Consider the following 16,578-nt stretch of genomic DNA (forward strand, 5'->3'; position numbering starts at 1 on the left):
TATTGTTGAAGATCCAGATGGTAGTGAAACTCAAGTTGTTCAAAAGGTAACGTTTACTCGGCCTAAGTACACTGATCCAGTAAATGGAGAAGTAGCATACGGTGAATGGGATAAACCTGCTGGTAACTGGGATAAATACAGTGCTCCAGACATTCCAGGCTACATTTCACCTAAGGTATTAGAAGAGATTGTAACTCCAGATACAGAAGATAGAACTATAAGAATTGCTTACAGCAAACAACAAAAGCCAGGAACTCCTACTACTCCATCTAAGCATGAAGATAATAAGAAACCTGGTGAAGTATCAGCAGTGAAGCTACAAGTTTCAACTAATAAGACAAGTGAAGCAAATACTGTACAAAGGAATGTAGGAAAGCAAGTACAAAGAACTCATATTAATAAGAAGAATGATCAAATATTGCCTCAAACAGGTACCCACAAGGATATGCTTGCAATTATATCTGGAGCACTTGCAGCAGGAATTGGATTATTAGGATTAGGTTTTGATCGAAAAAAGAAAAAATAAAAGTGAAGTATAAGAAATATTCTAAAAGAGAACGACCTAATTAAAACTCTTTATAGATATTTAAAAAGGAATTAAGCAGCTGAAAATAGCTGTTTGATTCCTTTTTTCATATTGCTATTTAAAGTTAGATAAGGCCTTTTTAAACAAAAAATCCTGTTGATGAAATATAAAAAATATTCATCAACAGGATAGAAATATATTTTGAGTCTACTATAAATTAGCTTTTATAAATTAGCTTTGATTCTCTTCAACTGACTCATTCCGTTCGTCTGCATCATCTACTGATTTAGCTACTTGTTGATCAGGTTTATATGGGCGCTTAATAGGCATCCCCATTGGATTCTGTCCTTTAGACATTAATACAGTAGGAATATTTGATGTAACTTTTTCAGGCTTCTTCAATCCTTCAATTTCCCAGGTAAATGGAGCAAATTCGTTTTTTGGATTTACCCAATTTGGGTGCTTTTTAGAAAGAAGATAAAGTCCTAAACAAGTAAGTAATACAACAGCAACTAAAACTGCAATAACAATTACATAAGTTACTGGAGATCCAACTTCTGCCTTAACTTGTGCTGGTGGATAAAAGGCAAGAACTATACCGAAAACTGATGAAATAAGACCAACACCGGCAATAATCCAAGCTCCTACTTTACCACCGGGTACTTTAAATGAGCGAGGACGGTTAGGTTGTTGATAGCGTAAGCGTAAGAATGTCACAAACATTAGAATGTAGTAGAAAAGATATAGAACAGTTACACACTGTGTTAGTAAAATTACAAATCCTTCTACGTTTGGAATTAACTTGAATAAATATGCAATAATAGTCATTCCAGCCATTTGAACATAAACTAGTCGAGCAGGCATCCCATGCTTATTTTTCTTTTGTAACCATTTTGGTAAAAATCCGCTACCACCAGCTTGTGCAAGCATAACTGATGGAGCTGCTAGCTCAGTTACAGTAGAAGCAACTAAATTGAAAAGTCCGACCCACATTAGAACTAGATACAACCAAGGAAATGCAAATGTTTCACCAAGAACTTTAAATACCGTAACTAATGAATATAGAACATTAATTTGTTTCTCGGGAACAATCATTGCGATGATTACCGTACCTACTACGAAGATTAAGAATACTAAGATCAAAGTAATAAAGACTGAGGCTACAAAGTCCTTTTCTGGGTGCTTTAATCGTTTAATGAAAGCTGCATTTTCATCGATTCCAGTATAAGAAAAGAATACGCCAGCTGCTAGGGCTAAAGTGCTCATCCCGTTCCATTTTGGAATTAATTGTTTTGGTGCCATGGAAATAGCAGGTGTATGTCCCTGACATAACCAAACGATAGTTAAGATAATCATGATAGCTAATGGGATAAGTGTCCCAATTAAAACACCATACTTTGTAATAGTGGTAAAAGTTTTAACACCTCTATTAGCAATAATGGCCATAATCCAATATAAAATAATCCATCCAGTCATGATTAAAACAACGTGGGTAGGATTTTGAGCAAAGGCAACTGCTTTGTTATACATTGGCGTGTAGAACAAAATAGTTGCAGCGGAACTCGGCATCCCCATCCCGAAGTTAATCATTACCTGAAACCATAAAATCAACAGACAAGTTAATGCCCATCCTCTTCCTAAACCTTCGCCAACCCAGCGGAAAATACCACCACGGTTGCTCCAGCCAGAGGCTAGCTCTGCAGCTACTAAAGCTGTAGGAATGAAGAAGCAAATAGCACCGATTGCAAAATAGGTAACTGACGATAAACCATAAAAGGCTTCTTGGACATCATTACCTAAACCAGCGATGATCGCCACGTTCATTAGAGTTAGAGTCCATATGGAGATAAAGGCTTGTTTTTTAGCAGATCCTGCTTTATGAGAATTCTCCATTTTCTTTCTCTTCTCCTTTAAATATAAACATATAGATAGATATCTACAATAAACAAAATCAATATGTTATTTATTAATCTGTTCATGCGTATAATAGTCTCATATTTCACAAAGTACAAATAAAAGGACTTCAAAAAGGAGCAAGGTATGACACTAACATAGATCGAGATAGTACAGTAAATGTTTTATATATTGTGAATATAAGCACAATATATAAAGATGAAATTATAGTAATATAACTCATAATAGCAAGCAGATAGATAACTTTCTTAATTAAGTAACAAAAAAATATTAATTAGAAAAAATGCGTTTTTAAAAATAACGAATTATATTATTTCATTTTTTATATATTTCCACTTAAGTGCTTTTGATTATAATGTAATATATAGGGTATAGACTTGAAAAATATAACATTAAATATAAAAGGATATGTATAAGAAATATATCTTTGAAAGAGTAGTATTGCTCAATTCACTTATTGAGGAGAAGTTCATTTGGAAAAGAAAAATCTTTTAAATGTAATAAAGAAAGTAAGCTTTAGTCTATTCATAGTAATAATTTATGTGATGGGATTATACATTCCTCTTCCTTTTGCAGAAGTGACTAGGCAATATGTAGAAACGATCAGAAATACTCCTATTTCAATTTTAGGAGCATTTAGTGGGGCCAATTTTACACGGATATCTATTTTTTCAATCGGTCTGAATCCATTAATGTTTTCGATGTTAATTATTCAGCTTCTAAGTTTTACTCATTCCTTTGGTTTTGATGCCTTATCACCAAAACAAGTTCAGTACTTGATGCAATTTTTAACTATGATTATCACTATTATTCAAGCAGCACTATTAGTTTTTGCTTTTACTAATCGGCGAGATGGATTAGAAGATTTTGAAATGATTCTAATATTAAGTGCGGGATCTTGTTTAGTAGTTTGGCTTTGCTATCGGAATATGAAATATGGGGTTGGAGCAAGTGCACCAGTTATTTTAACAAGTATTCTTAATGGCGCTATTCCTAATATAATTAGTAATGTAAAGCTTCTCTTAACCATGAAATATGCATGGGTTTGGTTAGCAGCTTTAGCTATTTTTATTTTATTACTAATAAAGTTTTGGCTCGCGTTTACTAAAGCCTACTATCCTTTAAAAGTAGTTAATCCTAGTCTCCCTGCTTCTAGTAATTTGATGACAGTGCCGTTAGGATTAAACATGGCTGCCATGATGATGTATATGGTAGGAATGGCTATTTTGACCCTTCCTTTAATGGTGGGAAGATACTTTAGTCCTACATCTTTGATCAATAATTGGGTATTTCAAGCTTCTTTTTCTGCAGTAATGGGAATATTGATTTTTTATTTCTTCACTTTTGTAAATTTCGATCCTAAAGAACAAGCCAAGAGTTTTCGAAATAATCATTACTACATTCCCAATATTGCTCCAGGACGTCCTACACAACAATATTTAAACCGTCTAATATGGATTATTGCCTTTCCAGGAGCCATTTTAAACGCATTCCAGCTTGTTTTTGGTTTATATGGAGGTAATTTTTTAGGTAATTATGCTGGCTTTGCTATTATTCCAATGAATGTTGTTATGATTACAATGTTTATGGGAGGAATTAAAGATCAAATTGATACTATTTTGTTCCCATATCGTTACGATCGTTTATTAAAGGATGATAACCAATAATGAAATATTTTATTCCTGCATGGCATAAACAATATGATGACTGGTCAGTTAATATTCCAAGTATTGAAAACTATGATGCAGCAGAATACATGACTGTTTTAAAAAAGTTTGACGAAAAAATTGGTCTGATAATTACAGACTATCAGCCTCAATTGTTGAGTAAATTAAATCAAATTGCCATTTTCCCTAATAACCTATTTTCTGTATATGATTTTTTACAAGGAGTTCATGGATTTGAAAATAAGGTTTTAGAATTAGAAGACTTTAACTGGCCCCAAAATGCAATTTTTGATTATGGTCCTTTTAGAACCTTAATTGTTCTAGAGAATCAACTATATGCGACAGTTTTCTATGATATTGATGGTCATATTTTAAGGATCTCTTATCCTGAAAATGACGAACATAAAGCATTTACTTTGGGGATAGATAGTCGTGGTTTTATCTCTAATCAAGATGATGATGAGAAAACTATCTACTTTGATCCATACGGTAATTGGCGTTTTAAAAGGGATAGAAACACTGGCAAAATTACGGTTAATCCAGAAACGCACTTTTGTGAAAGAAGAGAATATGAAAATATTACAGATTTGGTTGATGAGATTTTAAGTCGATACTTAAAGGTCAATGTTAAGAATAATGATGAAATAATTGTAACAGTAGATGATGAGAGTAGTTTTAATAATGAAATTGTTGAGCCATATAAACCTTTATATATAATCAATCGACACCATCCTTATAGTAAAAAAATAGGTAGTCTAGCTAAGGCAAGAGTAATTGTAAGTAGCAATGAAATTAAACAAAATTTAGAAAAAGACTATGGAGAACAGTTCGATATTTCAGTTATTCCTGTCTTTAATTCGGAATTTCGTCTTGGTCATAGTCAAAGACAAAATATACAGGAGATTGGCTTCTTTGCGGAAAACGCAAATGACGAAGATATTCATCAAATTATTCAAAAGCTGTGTAACTATATCTTAAAAAATCCAGATAATTACAGCTTGAAAATATTTACATATAACTTTTGGAAAGCTGATCATGTGAATAAAATTCTTGAGCAAATAAAAGAAGAAAACAAAAACAGTTTTATTCTCGGAAAGTCAGAACAAGCAGAAAATGCTGCAATTGATGGACTTGATGATGAAGTTAGTTTACCAGAACTTGATGTTGTGCATACCCGTTTAACCAATATTTCAGATGTATTAAGTAATTTAGATAAAATGAGACTTTTAATAAATTGGGGAAAAGCGGATGAATTAATGCAAATATCGGGTGTAAGTATTGGAATTCCACAAGTACAAAACTTTTCTTCGGCCACTGTTGTGGATAATAAAAATGGACGAATTATAAAGAAAATAAGTGAGCTTTTACCTGTAATTGATGAGTATTTAACTAATTTAAATAGTTGGAATCAGACGGTAGTATATAACGTACAATTAATGAACCAGTATTCCGAAGAAAACATCATTGAGAAATGGAAAGAAGTATTTAAAGAGAGGAAAGCGGAGTAGAATGCGAGTTTTGCAACTAGGAAATGATAACTGGGAGAAAAAATATACAGTCCCAGAAGATATGGAATGGCATTTTAACGACTTTTCTTTTGAAGAAAAAAAGGCTACGAAGAAAAAGGGAATAAAAAGTTATGATGTAATTTTAGTTACTGGTAAAACTAACTTAACTAATGACCAGTTGAAGAAATTAAAGCAATTGATATCCCCATATCATGTTTTATACAATTCTAATTTAAATACAGAATTGGATGATCATGAAAAATATTTTTTGAAAAGTATTGCTGCTCAAAAAATAAAAGAAGAACCACAGTATTTGATTGATAGACTTCCAATTCGGTACTTTTCTGGACAATCCGGATTAAGGATTTTTCCAAGTCAACTGAAATTAAATGAGCATATAGTTAATAGTTATGAGTTTGAAGAACAGGGTCATCTCAAAGTAAATCTAGATACCCACAATGAATGGGTAAATTTAGGTACCTATAAAAGTGGGGTCTTTATCGATCCTGATAAGCAGATCAATTTTTGGCTTTCATTGAAGAATTTTAATTTTCAAGTTAGACTGAGAATTTTTATTCAGCAACCTGGTACAGATGGAGATGTCAAAGAACAAAGGGTGATCGACTTAAGCTCTTTTGATAAAGATGAATATTTTTCTCAAATTGAAGCATCTGACCACTATCGGACTGCAACTCTAAATCTAGAAGTTAAGGGTAGCGGCGACTTAAGCATTGGCGTGCTTCATTCACGTTGGGGCCGAGATGGGGCCGGAAATTTCATTGCCGGTGGGCAAAGAATAGTTAATCCTCAAAATAGGGATGATATAGCCTATTACTTTAATCCTGGAGATCTGAAGCCCCCATTAAATGTATATTTTTCAGGTGCGCGTGAAGCAGAAGGTTTTGAGGCATATTTCTTGTTTAAAGGGTTAAAAGCACCGATGCTTTTGTTTACTGATATGCGATTAAATATTGGCCAATTTTATGACGATAAGGATAATTTTTTTGAGCAAGAAATCATTAAAACAATTAAGTCAAAGTTGAATGAATTGGGTTTTGATGAATCGCAACTGCTAGTAAATGGAATTTCAATGGGAACGTATCCTGCAATAAAATATGGGGCGAAAATGAGTGCCCATGCAATTAATGTCGCAAAACCCTTAGTAAATTTGGGCTATATTGCTTCAAGAACTGCCTTAGATCGTCCCGACGAATTTGAAACTATGTTCGATATTGATAAAGGTATCGGTCCAGCTACGGATAGAGATGACTTGAAAAAAATTGATGAGAATTTTTGGAAAGAATTTGATAAGCAAGATCTTTCAAAAACACGCCTTTTTGCTGGTTATATGATTAATGATGACTATGACGATAAAGCAATAAAAGAGTTAAAAAAGTCTCCTGCTGTAAAGCAAGCAGCTCAGTTTTCTGCTAAAGGATTTCCTGGACGACATAATGATGATCCACAAGTTAACTACTGGTTTATTGATCGTTTAAATGAACTATTAAGAGAAGATTTTGGTCGAGATAATGAAAAACGTAATTAATCAAGTTTATTGGGATAGAATGTCAGAGACATATTTATATGGAACGGCATTTAAGAAAAACGCTAAAAACGAAGTCACTTTTAAGAATAAATTGATGCCCTCAGGAAAAACTCTTATTAGCTGGTCATCAATAGCAAATTATCAGGCGACAAAAGAAGTCCCTAGTTTACCACTCCTGCTGAATGGACAAGAATATTTGTTAAAAATTAGTGCAAAGATTAAGCCAGAAAATAGTGCAATTTTTGGAATACATTTTTTTGATATTCAGGGTAATGAAATTGATAAAGTTATTTTCACTAATTTAGAACAAAAGTTTAAATATCCAACTCAAGCAGTGAAATACACTATTGAAATAATTAATGGTGGAGTAGAAGAGATTAATTTTAAAAAAATTCAAATTTCTCCTTTGGATTTAGAAGAAGTTTTTAATGACTTTTATCTGCATTCTATTTATTTAAATAAAAATTTCCAAAAAGAAGGGCTTATTCTACTTGATGACTCTAAACGAGCCAGAATTATTGCGCCATTTAAAATTGCGAGTCACGTAGAAGCAAATTTAACTATGGGATATTTGAGTTGGCAAAATAAGCAACATGGCCTTGAACTGATGAAAGATTATATTAATGAACATAAAGATAAAGAATTAGTCATCTTTAGCAGTAGTGCTGAGATAGATAAATCTTTAGAAAATTCTAAATCCTTAAACTGTACGGTAGTGTATTCGAAGGCTTTTGTAGATGAAGGATATCATAATTTACAGGAGACATATCTTTCAAAAATTTATAGAGAACCTGATCAAGTTCGAATGGTAAAAGAAGCTATTAATTATTTTAAGGAATGATGCAATGCTAACAGATAGGTTAAGACTAAAAAAAGCTAGGAAATTATTAAATAAAATTAATAAATTAGGTCCTAAAATGCAGGCAATGAGTGATGAAGAACTGCAGGGACAAACTGCTATTTTTAAAAAGCAACTTAAAGAAGGCAAAAGTTTAGACGATATTTTACCGGAAGCTTATGCCACTGTAAGAGAAGCAGATAAAAGAATTTTGGGAATGTTTCCTTACGATGTGCAGGTTTTAGGGGCAATTGTATTACATAATGGTTCTATTGCTGAAATGAAAACTGGGGAAGGTAAAACTCTAGTTGCAACAATGGCACTATATCTAAATGCTTTAGAAGGTAAAGGTGCCATGTTAGTGACTCCTAATGGTTATCTTGCATCTCGTGATAAAAAAGAGTTAGCTCCAGTTTATGAATGGCTAGGCTTAAGTGTGAGTTTAGCTTTCGCAGAAGATAAAGATAGTAAAAAGAAAATAACTGCTAAAACTAAAAGAAAATGTTATAACTCGGATATTGTATATACTACTGCTTCTTCTTTAGCCTTTGATTATTTGTTTAATAATCTTGCCAGCTCCAAAAAAAATCAATATTTACGTCCATTTAATTATGTTATTGTCGATGAAGTGGATGAAGTTTTATTAGATGAAGCACAGACTCCATTCGTGGTCTCCTCTAGTCCTAATGTTCAATCCAATCTATATCATTTGGCAGATCAGTTTGTAAGATTGTTAGATCCCAAAGTGGACTATGTATTTAAAAAGGATGATCAATTATTTTGGTTAACAGCCCACGGTATTGAAAAAGCAGAGCAATTTTTCAAACTAGATGACCTATTTTCTAATGAGAGCAGGAGTGTTTATCGCCATATTATTTTAGCGATGGGCGCACACTTAACTATGAGGCGGGGGCATGACTACTTAGTGGTAAAGGGCGAAGTGGTCTTGCTTGATGAAGATAGCGGTAGATTGAAACGTGGAGTGCAGGTAAGTACAGGGATTCACCAAGCTGTTGAAGCTAAAGAAAAGGTTGATTTGACTAAAATTCAGAAAACGGCAGCTTCAATAACATTTCCAGCTTTATTTGCATTGTTTAATAAAGTAAGTGGAATGAGTGGAACCGCTAAAGTTAATGAGGAAGAGTTTTTACAGACCTATAACTTAAAAGTGGTAACTATCCCTACAAGGGTGCCGGTAATTAGAAAAGATTATCGTCCACTTATTTTCTTAACTACAAGAGATAAATTAATGACAGCTGTAGATGACGTAGTAGAAATGCATAAAACTGGTCGACCTGTGTTACTTGTTGCTGGTTCTGTAGAAAACTCAGAAATTATTTCAGAATTGCTCCTCAATATTGGTATTCCGCATAATGTGTTAAATGCTTATAATGCAGCCTATGAAGCGCAAATTATTAAAAATGCAGGTCAAAAGAAAGCTGTAACTATTGCAACAAATATGGCTGGTAGAGGAACTGATATTAAGCTAGGTCCAGGAGTTAAGGAACTGGGTGGCTTAGCAGTAATCGGAACTGAAATGTTGCCTAAAAGAGTGGAGCTGCAGTTAGCTGGTCGTGCTGGTAGACAGGGAGATCCTGGAAGTAGTCAATTTTTAATTTCCCTAGAAGATTCTTTTATTTCTTCTAATAATACAGCTCGACAAAAAAAATATTACCGCAAATTAATGAAGAAAAAGTCAAAAGGAAAAGACATTACGCTTCTCTCAGGACCAAGAATTCGATTTAGTTTACAGATGCTGAGAACTCGTAAAGAAGATCTTAATGAATTGATGAGAAGTCAAACTAATAAGATGGAAGTAATTTTATCTCTCCAACGGAAGAACTTTTATACTCGAAGAGATACGATTATGAAAACTGATGATTTACAGAAAATTGTTGATCACATTATTGATAAGGCACTAAATATTTATTTGAAGCAAGAAGACTTATCCAATAAGAGTGATTTAAAATACTTTATTAATCAGCATCTTACTTATCAACAAGTTAATGTACCAGATAATTTGAAAACGAAGAAGGCTATTAAAGACTACTTGAAAAAATTAGCTTATGAGATTATTGATAAGAAAGAGCAAGTATTAATTAACAAAAAACAAGCAAATGATTTTTATCAACAAGTAATCATTTCATCAATGGATGGAAATTGGATTGATCAAGTAGATAGAATTGAAAAAATAAAGATTAATGCTCAGCAATGGGGAAGAAGTGGAAGACCGCAAGATCTTCTTCATCACGAAAAGGCTTTTGAAGCCTATAAAGAATTTTTAGATAAAATTACCTTATCTACATTTGACAATCTTTTATTAAGTAAGATTTTTACGAATGAAAAAGGGCAATTAGTCGTAGTATTTAATTAATAGAGGAAGATTATGACAGTATATAACATAAATTTAGGAATAGGTTGGGCTAGCTCTGGAGTAGAATACGCTCAAAAATATCGTGATCAGAGTTTTAATGAGGCTGGAATTAAACGAAAATTTATTTTTTCAGATTTAATTTTAGGGAATAATATCGGAGATTTAACGGCCAATCTAGGCTTTAATAATGACAATATTATTTGGTTATATAACTTCTTTACTGATATAAAGATTTCAACATCTAATTATTCTTTAGATACTTTAGAAAACGAACTTAATTTAAAAAAACTAAGTAGTAATGTAAAGACTGTTGGAAAAGAAGTATTTTATCAATTAAATGATGGCTTACAACTAGTAGCTCGACTAAGCGATGCTGAAAAACGCACTATTGATCAGGTTAGCTATGTTAAAAATAATACTTTGCTTAAGAGAGACTTTTATTCTTACACTAAGTATGCCTGTGAGTATTATTTAGGGGCAGATAAAGATAATCGCGTTACTTTTAGGGAATTTTATAATGAAGATGGCACAGTTGCTTATACTCAACACTTAAACGGTGATCAAGAAACTTTTGAATTTGCAAATGGTGAAGTTGTTTATAGTAAAGATGACCTTTATTTGAAAATGCTTAAGGGACTGAACTTTACTGAAAAAGATGTAATCATTCTAGACAGAGAAGATGAAGACAAGAACTTAATTAATGGACAATTAGTTTTTGAAAATCACGGTCCAGCTAAATTAGTAGTGGTAGTTCATGCCGATCATTTTGATAAGCATTATACTAATGATCAAAATATTTTATGGAATAATTTTTATGAATATCAATTCCAACATGCGAAATATGTCGATAGCTTTGTTGTAGCTACAAATGAACAAAAGAAGATTTTAAAAAATCAATTTAAGAAATACTATAATATTGAACCACGCATTGATTGTATTCCGGTGGGAAGTTTAAATGAGTTAGAGCATCCAACACAAGGCAGGATGAAGCATGCCTTAATTACAGCTTCTCGCTTAGCAAAAGAAAAACACATTGATTGGATTGTAAATGCGGTAATAGCTGCTAAAAATAGTGTTCCTGATCTTTCTTTGGATATCTATGGAACTGGCGGTGAAGCAGGGATGCTTACTAATTTAATCAATCAAAATCAAGCACAAGATTATATTCATATTATGGGACAAAGAGATTTAACAAAAGTCTATCGAAACTATCCTGCTTATATTGCCGCTTCAACAAGTGAAGGTTTTGGGCTCTCATTGCTTGAGGCAGTTGGTTCAGGATTAGCAATGATTGGCTTTGATGTTCCGTATGGAAATCCAACTTTTATTGAAAATGGAAAAAATGGATTGCTTTTACCATATGATGAAGAATGGACCGATTTCAAAAAAGAAGAAGTTTTGACGAAAGCAATTATCAAGCTATTTACAGATAGGAATTTGGAAAGCTGCAATGAAAAGTCATATCAGATTGCTGAACCATATTTAACTAAAAATGTTGCTAAACAATGGAAAAAATTAGTGGAGGAATTAGTCAATGATTAATTTATTTGAAAATTTAGACGTAGAATCAACTGACTTTTTAAGATCACAGCTTTTTGCTAATATTAAAATTCCTTCTGTAGTAATTAATGATGATGGTTTTTTGCCAATTGAGGTGGACTCCCCATTTAAGTTTTATTGCGGATTTGGTGTTGAAAATACTCCCCTATATTTTAACCGCTTGAAGGTGCCGAAATTTCATCGAATTGTAGCAACTGCAAGTAAAGGTGAAGTTTATGATCTACATCAAAAAAGAGCTGATATTTTCTTTGTTGCTACTGATAATACTAGATTAATTAAAGAAGTTCATTGGCTCGATAAGAATGGTAACTTGAGCTGGATTGATCACTATAATCGGCAAGGGAAGCTATTTGCTAAAACTTATGTTAACAATGGACAGCATGTTTTAAAGCGATACTTTAACGAAAATGGAAAAGAAGTTATCACACAATATTTAGTTTCTGGTGATATTTTTCTCCATGAAAAAAATAATGAGCAATATTTTGCTAATTTGTCACAATTTGTGACGTATTATTTAAGAAAAAAGAAGTATCAACTTGATCATGTTTTCTATAATACTTTGAATCAATCAATGATGATAAGTTTAAGCCTGCAAAATAATGGTAGTGATACGCTGTTTTGGCATGAAAATATTGCTAATGAACTGCCTGGCAATATGCAATACTTAATTAACAATTCTACGAGAACGAAACATATCGTTTTCCAAAATTATGTAGACTGGCAGATCTGGAAGAATAAGTTACCTAAGAATGGGAATATAGATTTCAAGTTCTTGGGGATGATTTATCCTCATCCAAGAGGAAACAAGATGCGTCCAGAGGCTGTTATTTTAACTAATTCCGATCAAATTGAACATTTAGATGAAGTGGTTCAAGCAATGCCGAATATTCATTTTCATATTGCGGCAATTACTGAAATGTCATCTAAATTATTAGCTTTTAAAAAGTATAACAATGTGCATTTGTACCCTAATGCCACAACTAAACAAATTCAGAAATTGTACCAAACAAGTGATATCTATTTAGATATAAATCATGGTAATGAAATTCTTGATGCGGTTCGTGGTGCTTTTGAACAAAATATGTTAATTGTGGGATTTGAAGGTACTTTGCATAATCCTAAATTTATTAGTTCAGAAAATATATTTAAGCCGACTGAAGTGGATAAGATGGCGAATAAGATTTCAGAAGCTTTATCTGATACAAATAAGATGAGAGAATTCATTGATGAGCAACGTTTACTTGCTGGGGATGTAAGTGTTGAACAATATAAAGAGGTTATCAATAATTTGAGATGAGTAAAGAAAAGAAAAAATCGACGTTAGTGGAACAACATGCGTTGAAACGATTAGAAAAGGTAGAAGAAAATCAGAGAAAAGCATACGAAAAGAAAAAAGATGATTTTCCTTGGAAACAAATAATTATGGGATTGCTATTTGGAGTAATTTTGCTCTTGATGTTAATTCAAATGATAGTTAAGTAAGAAAAAGGTCTAATTTTATTTATGAAATTAGACCTTTTTCTTATGTACTTTTTAGATATAGAAACAATTTTTTTAATCATTTTTAAGCACCTTTGTTATTAAATAAAAGCTTTTTTTATAACCAAATATAGTTTTTTTGTGCTTTTTACGTTAATAACAGTTGATTGTTTGTTACTTAATGTTATTTTTATTTACATAAGTAGTAATTAATAGCTGTAGTTTTAAAAAGCATATAGACATGTTGAACAAACCACTCGATAGCAAAAGCAAATGACTGATGCGGCTCATATATTATTTTATAATATTTAAAAATGTTATTGAAAAGATCACGATTCGCTATATAATAATTATTATTATATAAAAGAAAACAAATAAATCTGTCTCATTAAATAACTCTTACTAATTATAACTAAGTTATCTAATGAATCTGAATTACAGAACTTTCTTATTTCTTATGAGGCGATTTTGTTTGAAGCGTAAATGAATATTGTATATTGAGAAGGTATTGTATGAGAAGAAAAAGAATCAAAAATTTAAAGTCCCAAAGAGAAATTAAACATTACATTGATCCTAATGAATTAAAGGGAAAAGACGACAAACCTTCTTACTTAAAAGAATTGGCTGGATTAGCAACTATTTTAGGTGCTGGTGTAACTGGTGGGGCCATGATGGCCAATGATCGAGTTTATGCAGCAGAAAGTTCTGTAGATAGAAAATCTGAAATAGTTGGCTCAAGTTCAATTACTGGTTCTATTGATGAAGAAGTATCTAATAATCAGAAGACTGCCTCAGCTACAGATTCAAATTCTGTTAAATTAAGCCAAAGTCAAAGCGTAGAAAAATCAGTTACCTATTCAAAGAGTAGATCAGTAGTAGCAAGTATGTCACTGTCAACCTCTACTAGTTTTTCTCAATCAGCTAGTGCATCTGCTGCTGTGTCATTATCTGAATCAGCATCTGCTTCAACTTCAGCAGCTAAGTCAACTTCAGATTCGAAATCTAAAGCTACTTCTAAAGCATCAACTAAAGAATCTACATTACAAAAATCTGAAAGTAAGTCTACTGCCAAAAATACAAAAACAAATAGTGAAAGTGAATCAGTTTTAGCTGCTTCTTCAGTTTCAAAAAATAATGAGGGGTCAGTATCCGATGCTAATTCACAAGTAGCTAGCTTGGAATCGATCTCAACTTTAAATCAACAATCATTAAATATTACAAACTTAACTGTAAATCCACAAAATCCAGTTGACTTATCTAAATTATTTGGGGTACAGTTAGTTCAATTAAATGGTACCAACATTACAGATAGTGTTGGTAAAAGCGATACGAATAAAAATAGATCAAGTGCTGAAAATGGGGCTTTAACAAATGAAGACAGTGGTCAGATATTAAGATCTAGCTTTGTCCAATTGGCAGCATCTAGTGGTACAAGTCTTGACGTAGCAACAGGACAAGAATTTTATAATGCCCTGAATAATACCAATGTAAGTACTATTAACATAACTTCTGATTTTACGTTAACTGACAATAAAGATTTAAAGAATAGAAATATTACTATTAATGGTAATAACCATACTTTGTATTTTGATACGAATTATATAAATATTGATAATTCTGTTGTAACTGTTAATGATGCAACAATTTATAACGGTGATACCAAAGGAGCATTTAGGATACAAGGTCTGACTGGTCATAGTGAGTTAATTTATAATAATGTGACAGCCAATGGTGGGACTGCAGTATGGAGTGAAACAGGGACTGGAAAATCTGATACCAGTACTTTCCGAGTACAAGGAAATACAACTATAAATTATATGAGTAGATATACTCATACTCTAGAAAATGGCAGGACTAAGGTAGTTACCAATACACCATTTACGGTAGATCAGAGTGGAACCTCTCAGATATATATTGCTGATAACCTAATCGTAGATGATGGGGCAACTTTTACAGTTAATGGAACTAGTGGAACAAGTGTTGATGACCATGTTTACAATAATATTGTATTCAAAGGTGATTCATACGATCATATCCTGCAAATTGGAAAAAATGCCACTGTTAATATTAATGGTGCTATTAAAGGTAATGTTTTAGTAGATCAAACGGTTGATAGTGGACATAATAATGTTGTATCTATAGGTGAAAATGCTCAAGTAAATATGACTGCGGGTCAATTTAACATCTTAATAAATAATAATGGCTCAAAAAATATCAATTTTGGGTCTTCTTCAAAAGTAAATCTTTCTCTTGATACTTCATTAAATCCCTATGCAGAGTCTGGTTTCTTTACGGTTATTCCAGGTAGTGGAAATATCGTAACAGCTAGTGGTAGCAGTTATATTAATTTGCTTCAAAGAAACACAGGACTAACAGGAAAAGCATCAAGCAATACAGCAATCGTTAACTTTGAGCCAAATGCAAATGTTACTATGACAGCTGCTAGACCAAATAAATTAGGGTCAAAAAGCTCAGCATTTAATAATATTGCTTCGTATGATCAAATGACGATCAATATTAACAATCCTGATATTATTACACTAAATGTAGGAAATACGACAAATGGAAGAGCTTATGCAGCCTTAAGCACCAATACTTTAACAGTAAATGTTGAAAATACTACAGTACAAGTAACTAATAACAATGTAACAACAAAGTCTGAAGATATTAAAGATAATATCAACACAGTTAATGGTAATAAATTGACTGTTAATTCAATGGAAATGCAGCAGGATTCTCTTGAGGCTCAGACAGAAGCTGAGAGAATAACCAATGAAATTTCCGATACACACACTACTCAAGTAGTTTATAATGGTACAAATACACCATCAATTAGTACTAGTACATCAGTTTCTCTTTCTGAAATAAAAAGTCAATCAGAAGCTTCACTTTCACAAAGTGTAAGCGAAAGTTTAAGTAATTCAGAAAGAATTCATAGTGAAAGTTTAAGTGATTCATTATCACAAAGCGGAAGTATGAGTAACTCAGTGTCAATGAGTGAGAGCTTGAGTAACTCAGTAAGTATGAGTGAAAGCCTAAGTAACTCAGTAAGTATGAGTGAAAGTTTGAGTAACTCAGTATCAATGAGTGAAAGCTTGAGTAACTCAGTGTCAATGAGTGAAAGCTTGAGTAACTCAGTAAGCATGAGCGAGAGTTTGAGCAACTC

Annotated in this window: 11 protein-coding genes; 10 read left to right on the top strand and 1 reads right to left on the bottom strand. The window is 32.4% G+C overall.

Going from position 1 to position 16,578, the window contains the following annotated elements:
• Nucleotides 1-526: mucin-binding protein (locus tag FD18_RS04280; protein ID WP_057718790.1), on the top strand; the 526-nt coding region annotated here is incomplete at its 5' end.
• A 231-nt stretch (nt 527-757) separates the two neighbouring features.
• Here FD18_RS04280 and FD18_RS04285 read toward each other — a convergent pair.
• On the bottom strand, nt 758-2,419 hold the full coding sequence (locus FD18_RS04285) for an APC family permease (protein ID WP_057718791.1): 1,662 nt from the start codon (nt 2,417-2,419) through the stop codon (nt 758-760).
• A gap of 494 nt (nt 2,420-2,913) precedes the next feature.
• Between FD18_RS04285 and secY2 the strand changes: the two genes are divergently transcribed.
• The 9 genes from secY2 to FD18_RS04330 all read left to right on the top strand — a co-directional run.
• Nucleotides 2,914-4,107, top strand: a complete 1,194-nt coding sequence (secY2, locus tag FD18_RS04290; RefSeq protein ID WP_057718792.1) for an accessory Sec system protein translocase subunit SecY2 — start codon at nt 2,914-2,916, stop codon at nt 4,105-4,107.
• On the top strand, nt 4,107-5,615 hold the full coding sequence (gene asp1 / locus FD18_RS04295; RefSeq protein WP_057718793.1) for an accessory Sec system protein Asp1: 1,509 nt from the start codon (nt 4,107-4,109) through the stop codon (nt 5,613-5,615). The genes secY2 and asp1 overlap by 1 nt, the downstream gene beginning before the upstream one ends.
• Nucleotide 5,616: 1 nt before the next feature.
• A complete protein-coding gene (gene asp2 / locus FD18_RS04300) occupies nt 5,617-7,161 on the top strand; it encodes an accessory Sec system protein Asp2 (RefSeq protein ID WP_057718794.1) in 1,545 nt (514 codons plus the stop codon).
• Nucleotides 7,145-8,002 carry an accessory Sec system protein Asp3 gene (asp3, locus tag FD18_RS04305; RefSeq protein WP_057718795.1) on the top strand — a complete coding sequence of 286 codons (858 nt, stop codon included), beginning with the start codon at nt 7,145-7,147 and terminating at the stop codon, nt 8,000-8,002. Before asp2 ends, asp3 begins: the two co-directional genes overlap by 17 nt.
• Before the next feature lie 4 nt (nt 8,003-8,006).
• A complete protein-coding gene (secA2, locus tag FD18_RS04310; RefSeq protein ID WP_057718796.1) occupies nt 8,007-10,373 on the top strand; it encodes an accessory Sec system translocase SecA2 in 2,367 nt (788 codons plus the stop codon).
• Nucleotides 10,374-10,385: 12 nt separating this feature from the next.
• The gene (gene gtfA / locus FD18_RS04315) at nt 10,386-11,915 is read left to right on the top strand and encodes an accessory Sec system glycosyltransferase GtfA (RefSeq protein WP_057718797.1); all 1,530 of its coding nucleotides are present in this window, start codon (nt 10,386-10,388) and stop codon (nt 11,913-11,915) included.
• Nucleotides 11,908-13,230, top strand: a complete 1,323-nt coding sequence (gene gtfB / locus FD18_RS04320; RefSeq protein ID WP_057718798.1) for an accessory Sec system glycosylation chaperone GtfB — start codon at nt 11,908-11,910, stop codon at nt 13,228-13,230. The genes gtfA and gtfB overlap by 8 nt, the downstream gene beginning before the upstream one ends.
• On the top strand, nt 13,227-13,415 hold the full coding sequence (locus FD18_RS04325; RefSeq protein ID WP_057718799.1) for a hypothetical protein: 189 nt from the start codon (nt 13,227-13,229) through the stop codon (nt 13,413-13,415). Before gtfB ends, FD18_RS04325 begins: the two co-directional genes overlap by 4 nt.
• Nucleotides 13,416-13,924: 509 nt before the next feature.
• Nucleotides 13,925-16,578 (top strand): pectate lyase-like adhesive domain-containing protein (locus FD18_RS04330; RefSeq protein ID WP_057718800.1); only part of this gene is annotated, 2,654 nt, incomplete at its 3' end.

It is taken from the genome of Lactobacillus taiwanensis DSM 21401 (assembly GCF_001436695.1).
Classification (GTDB): Bacteria; Bacillota; Bacilli; order Lactobacillales; family Lactobacillaceae; genus Lactobacillus; species Lactobacillus taiwanensis.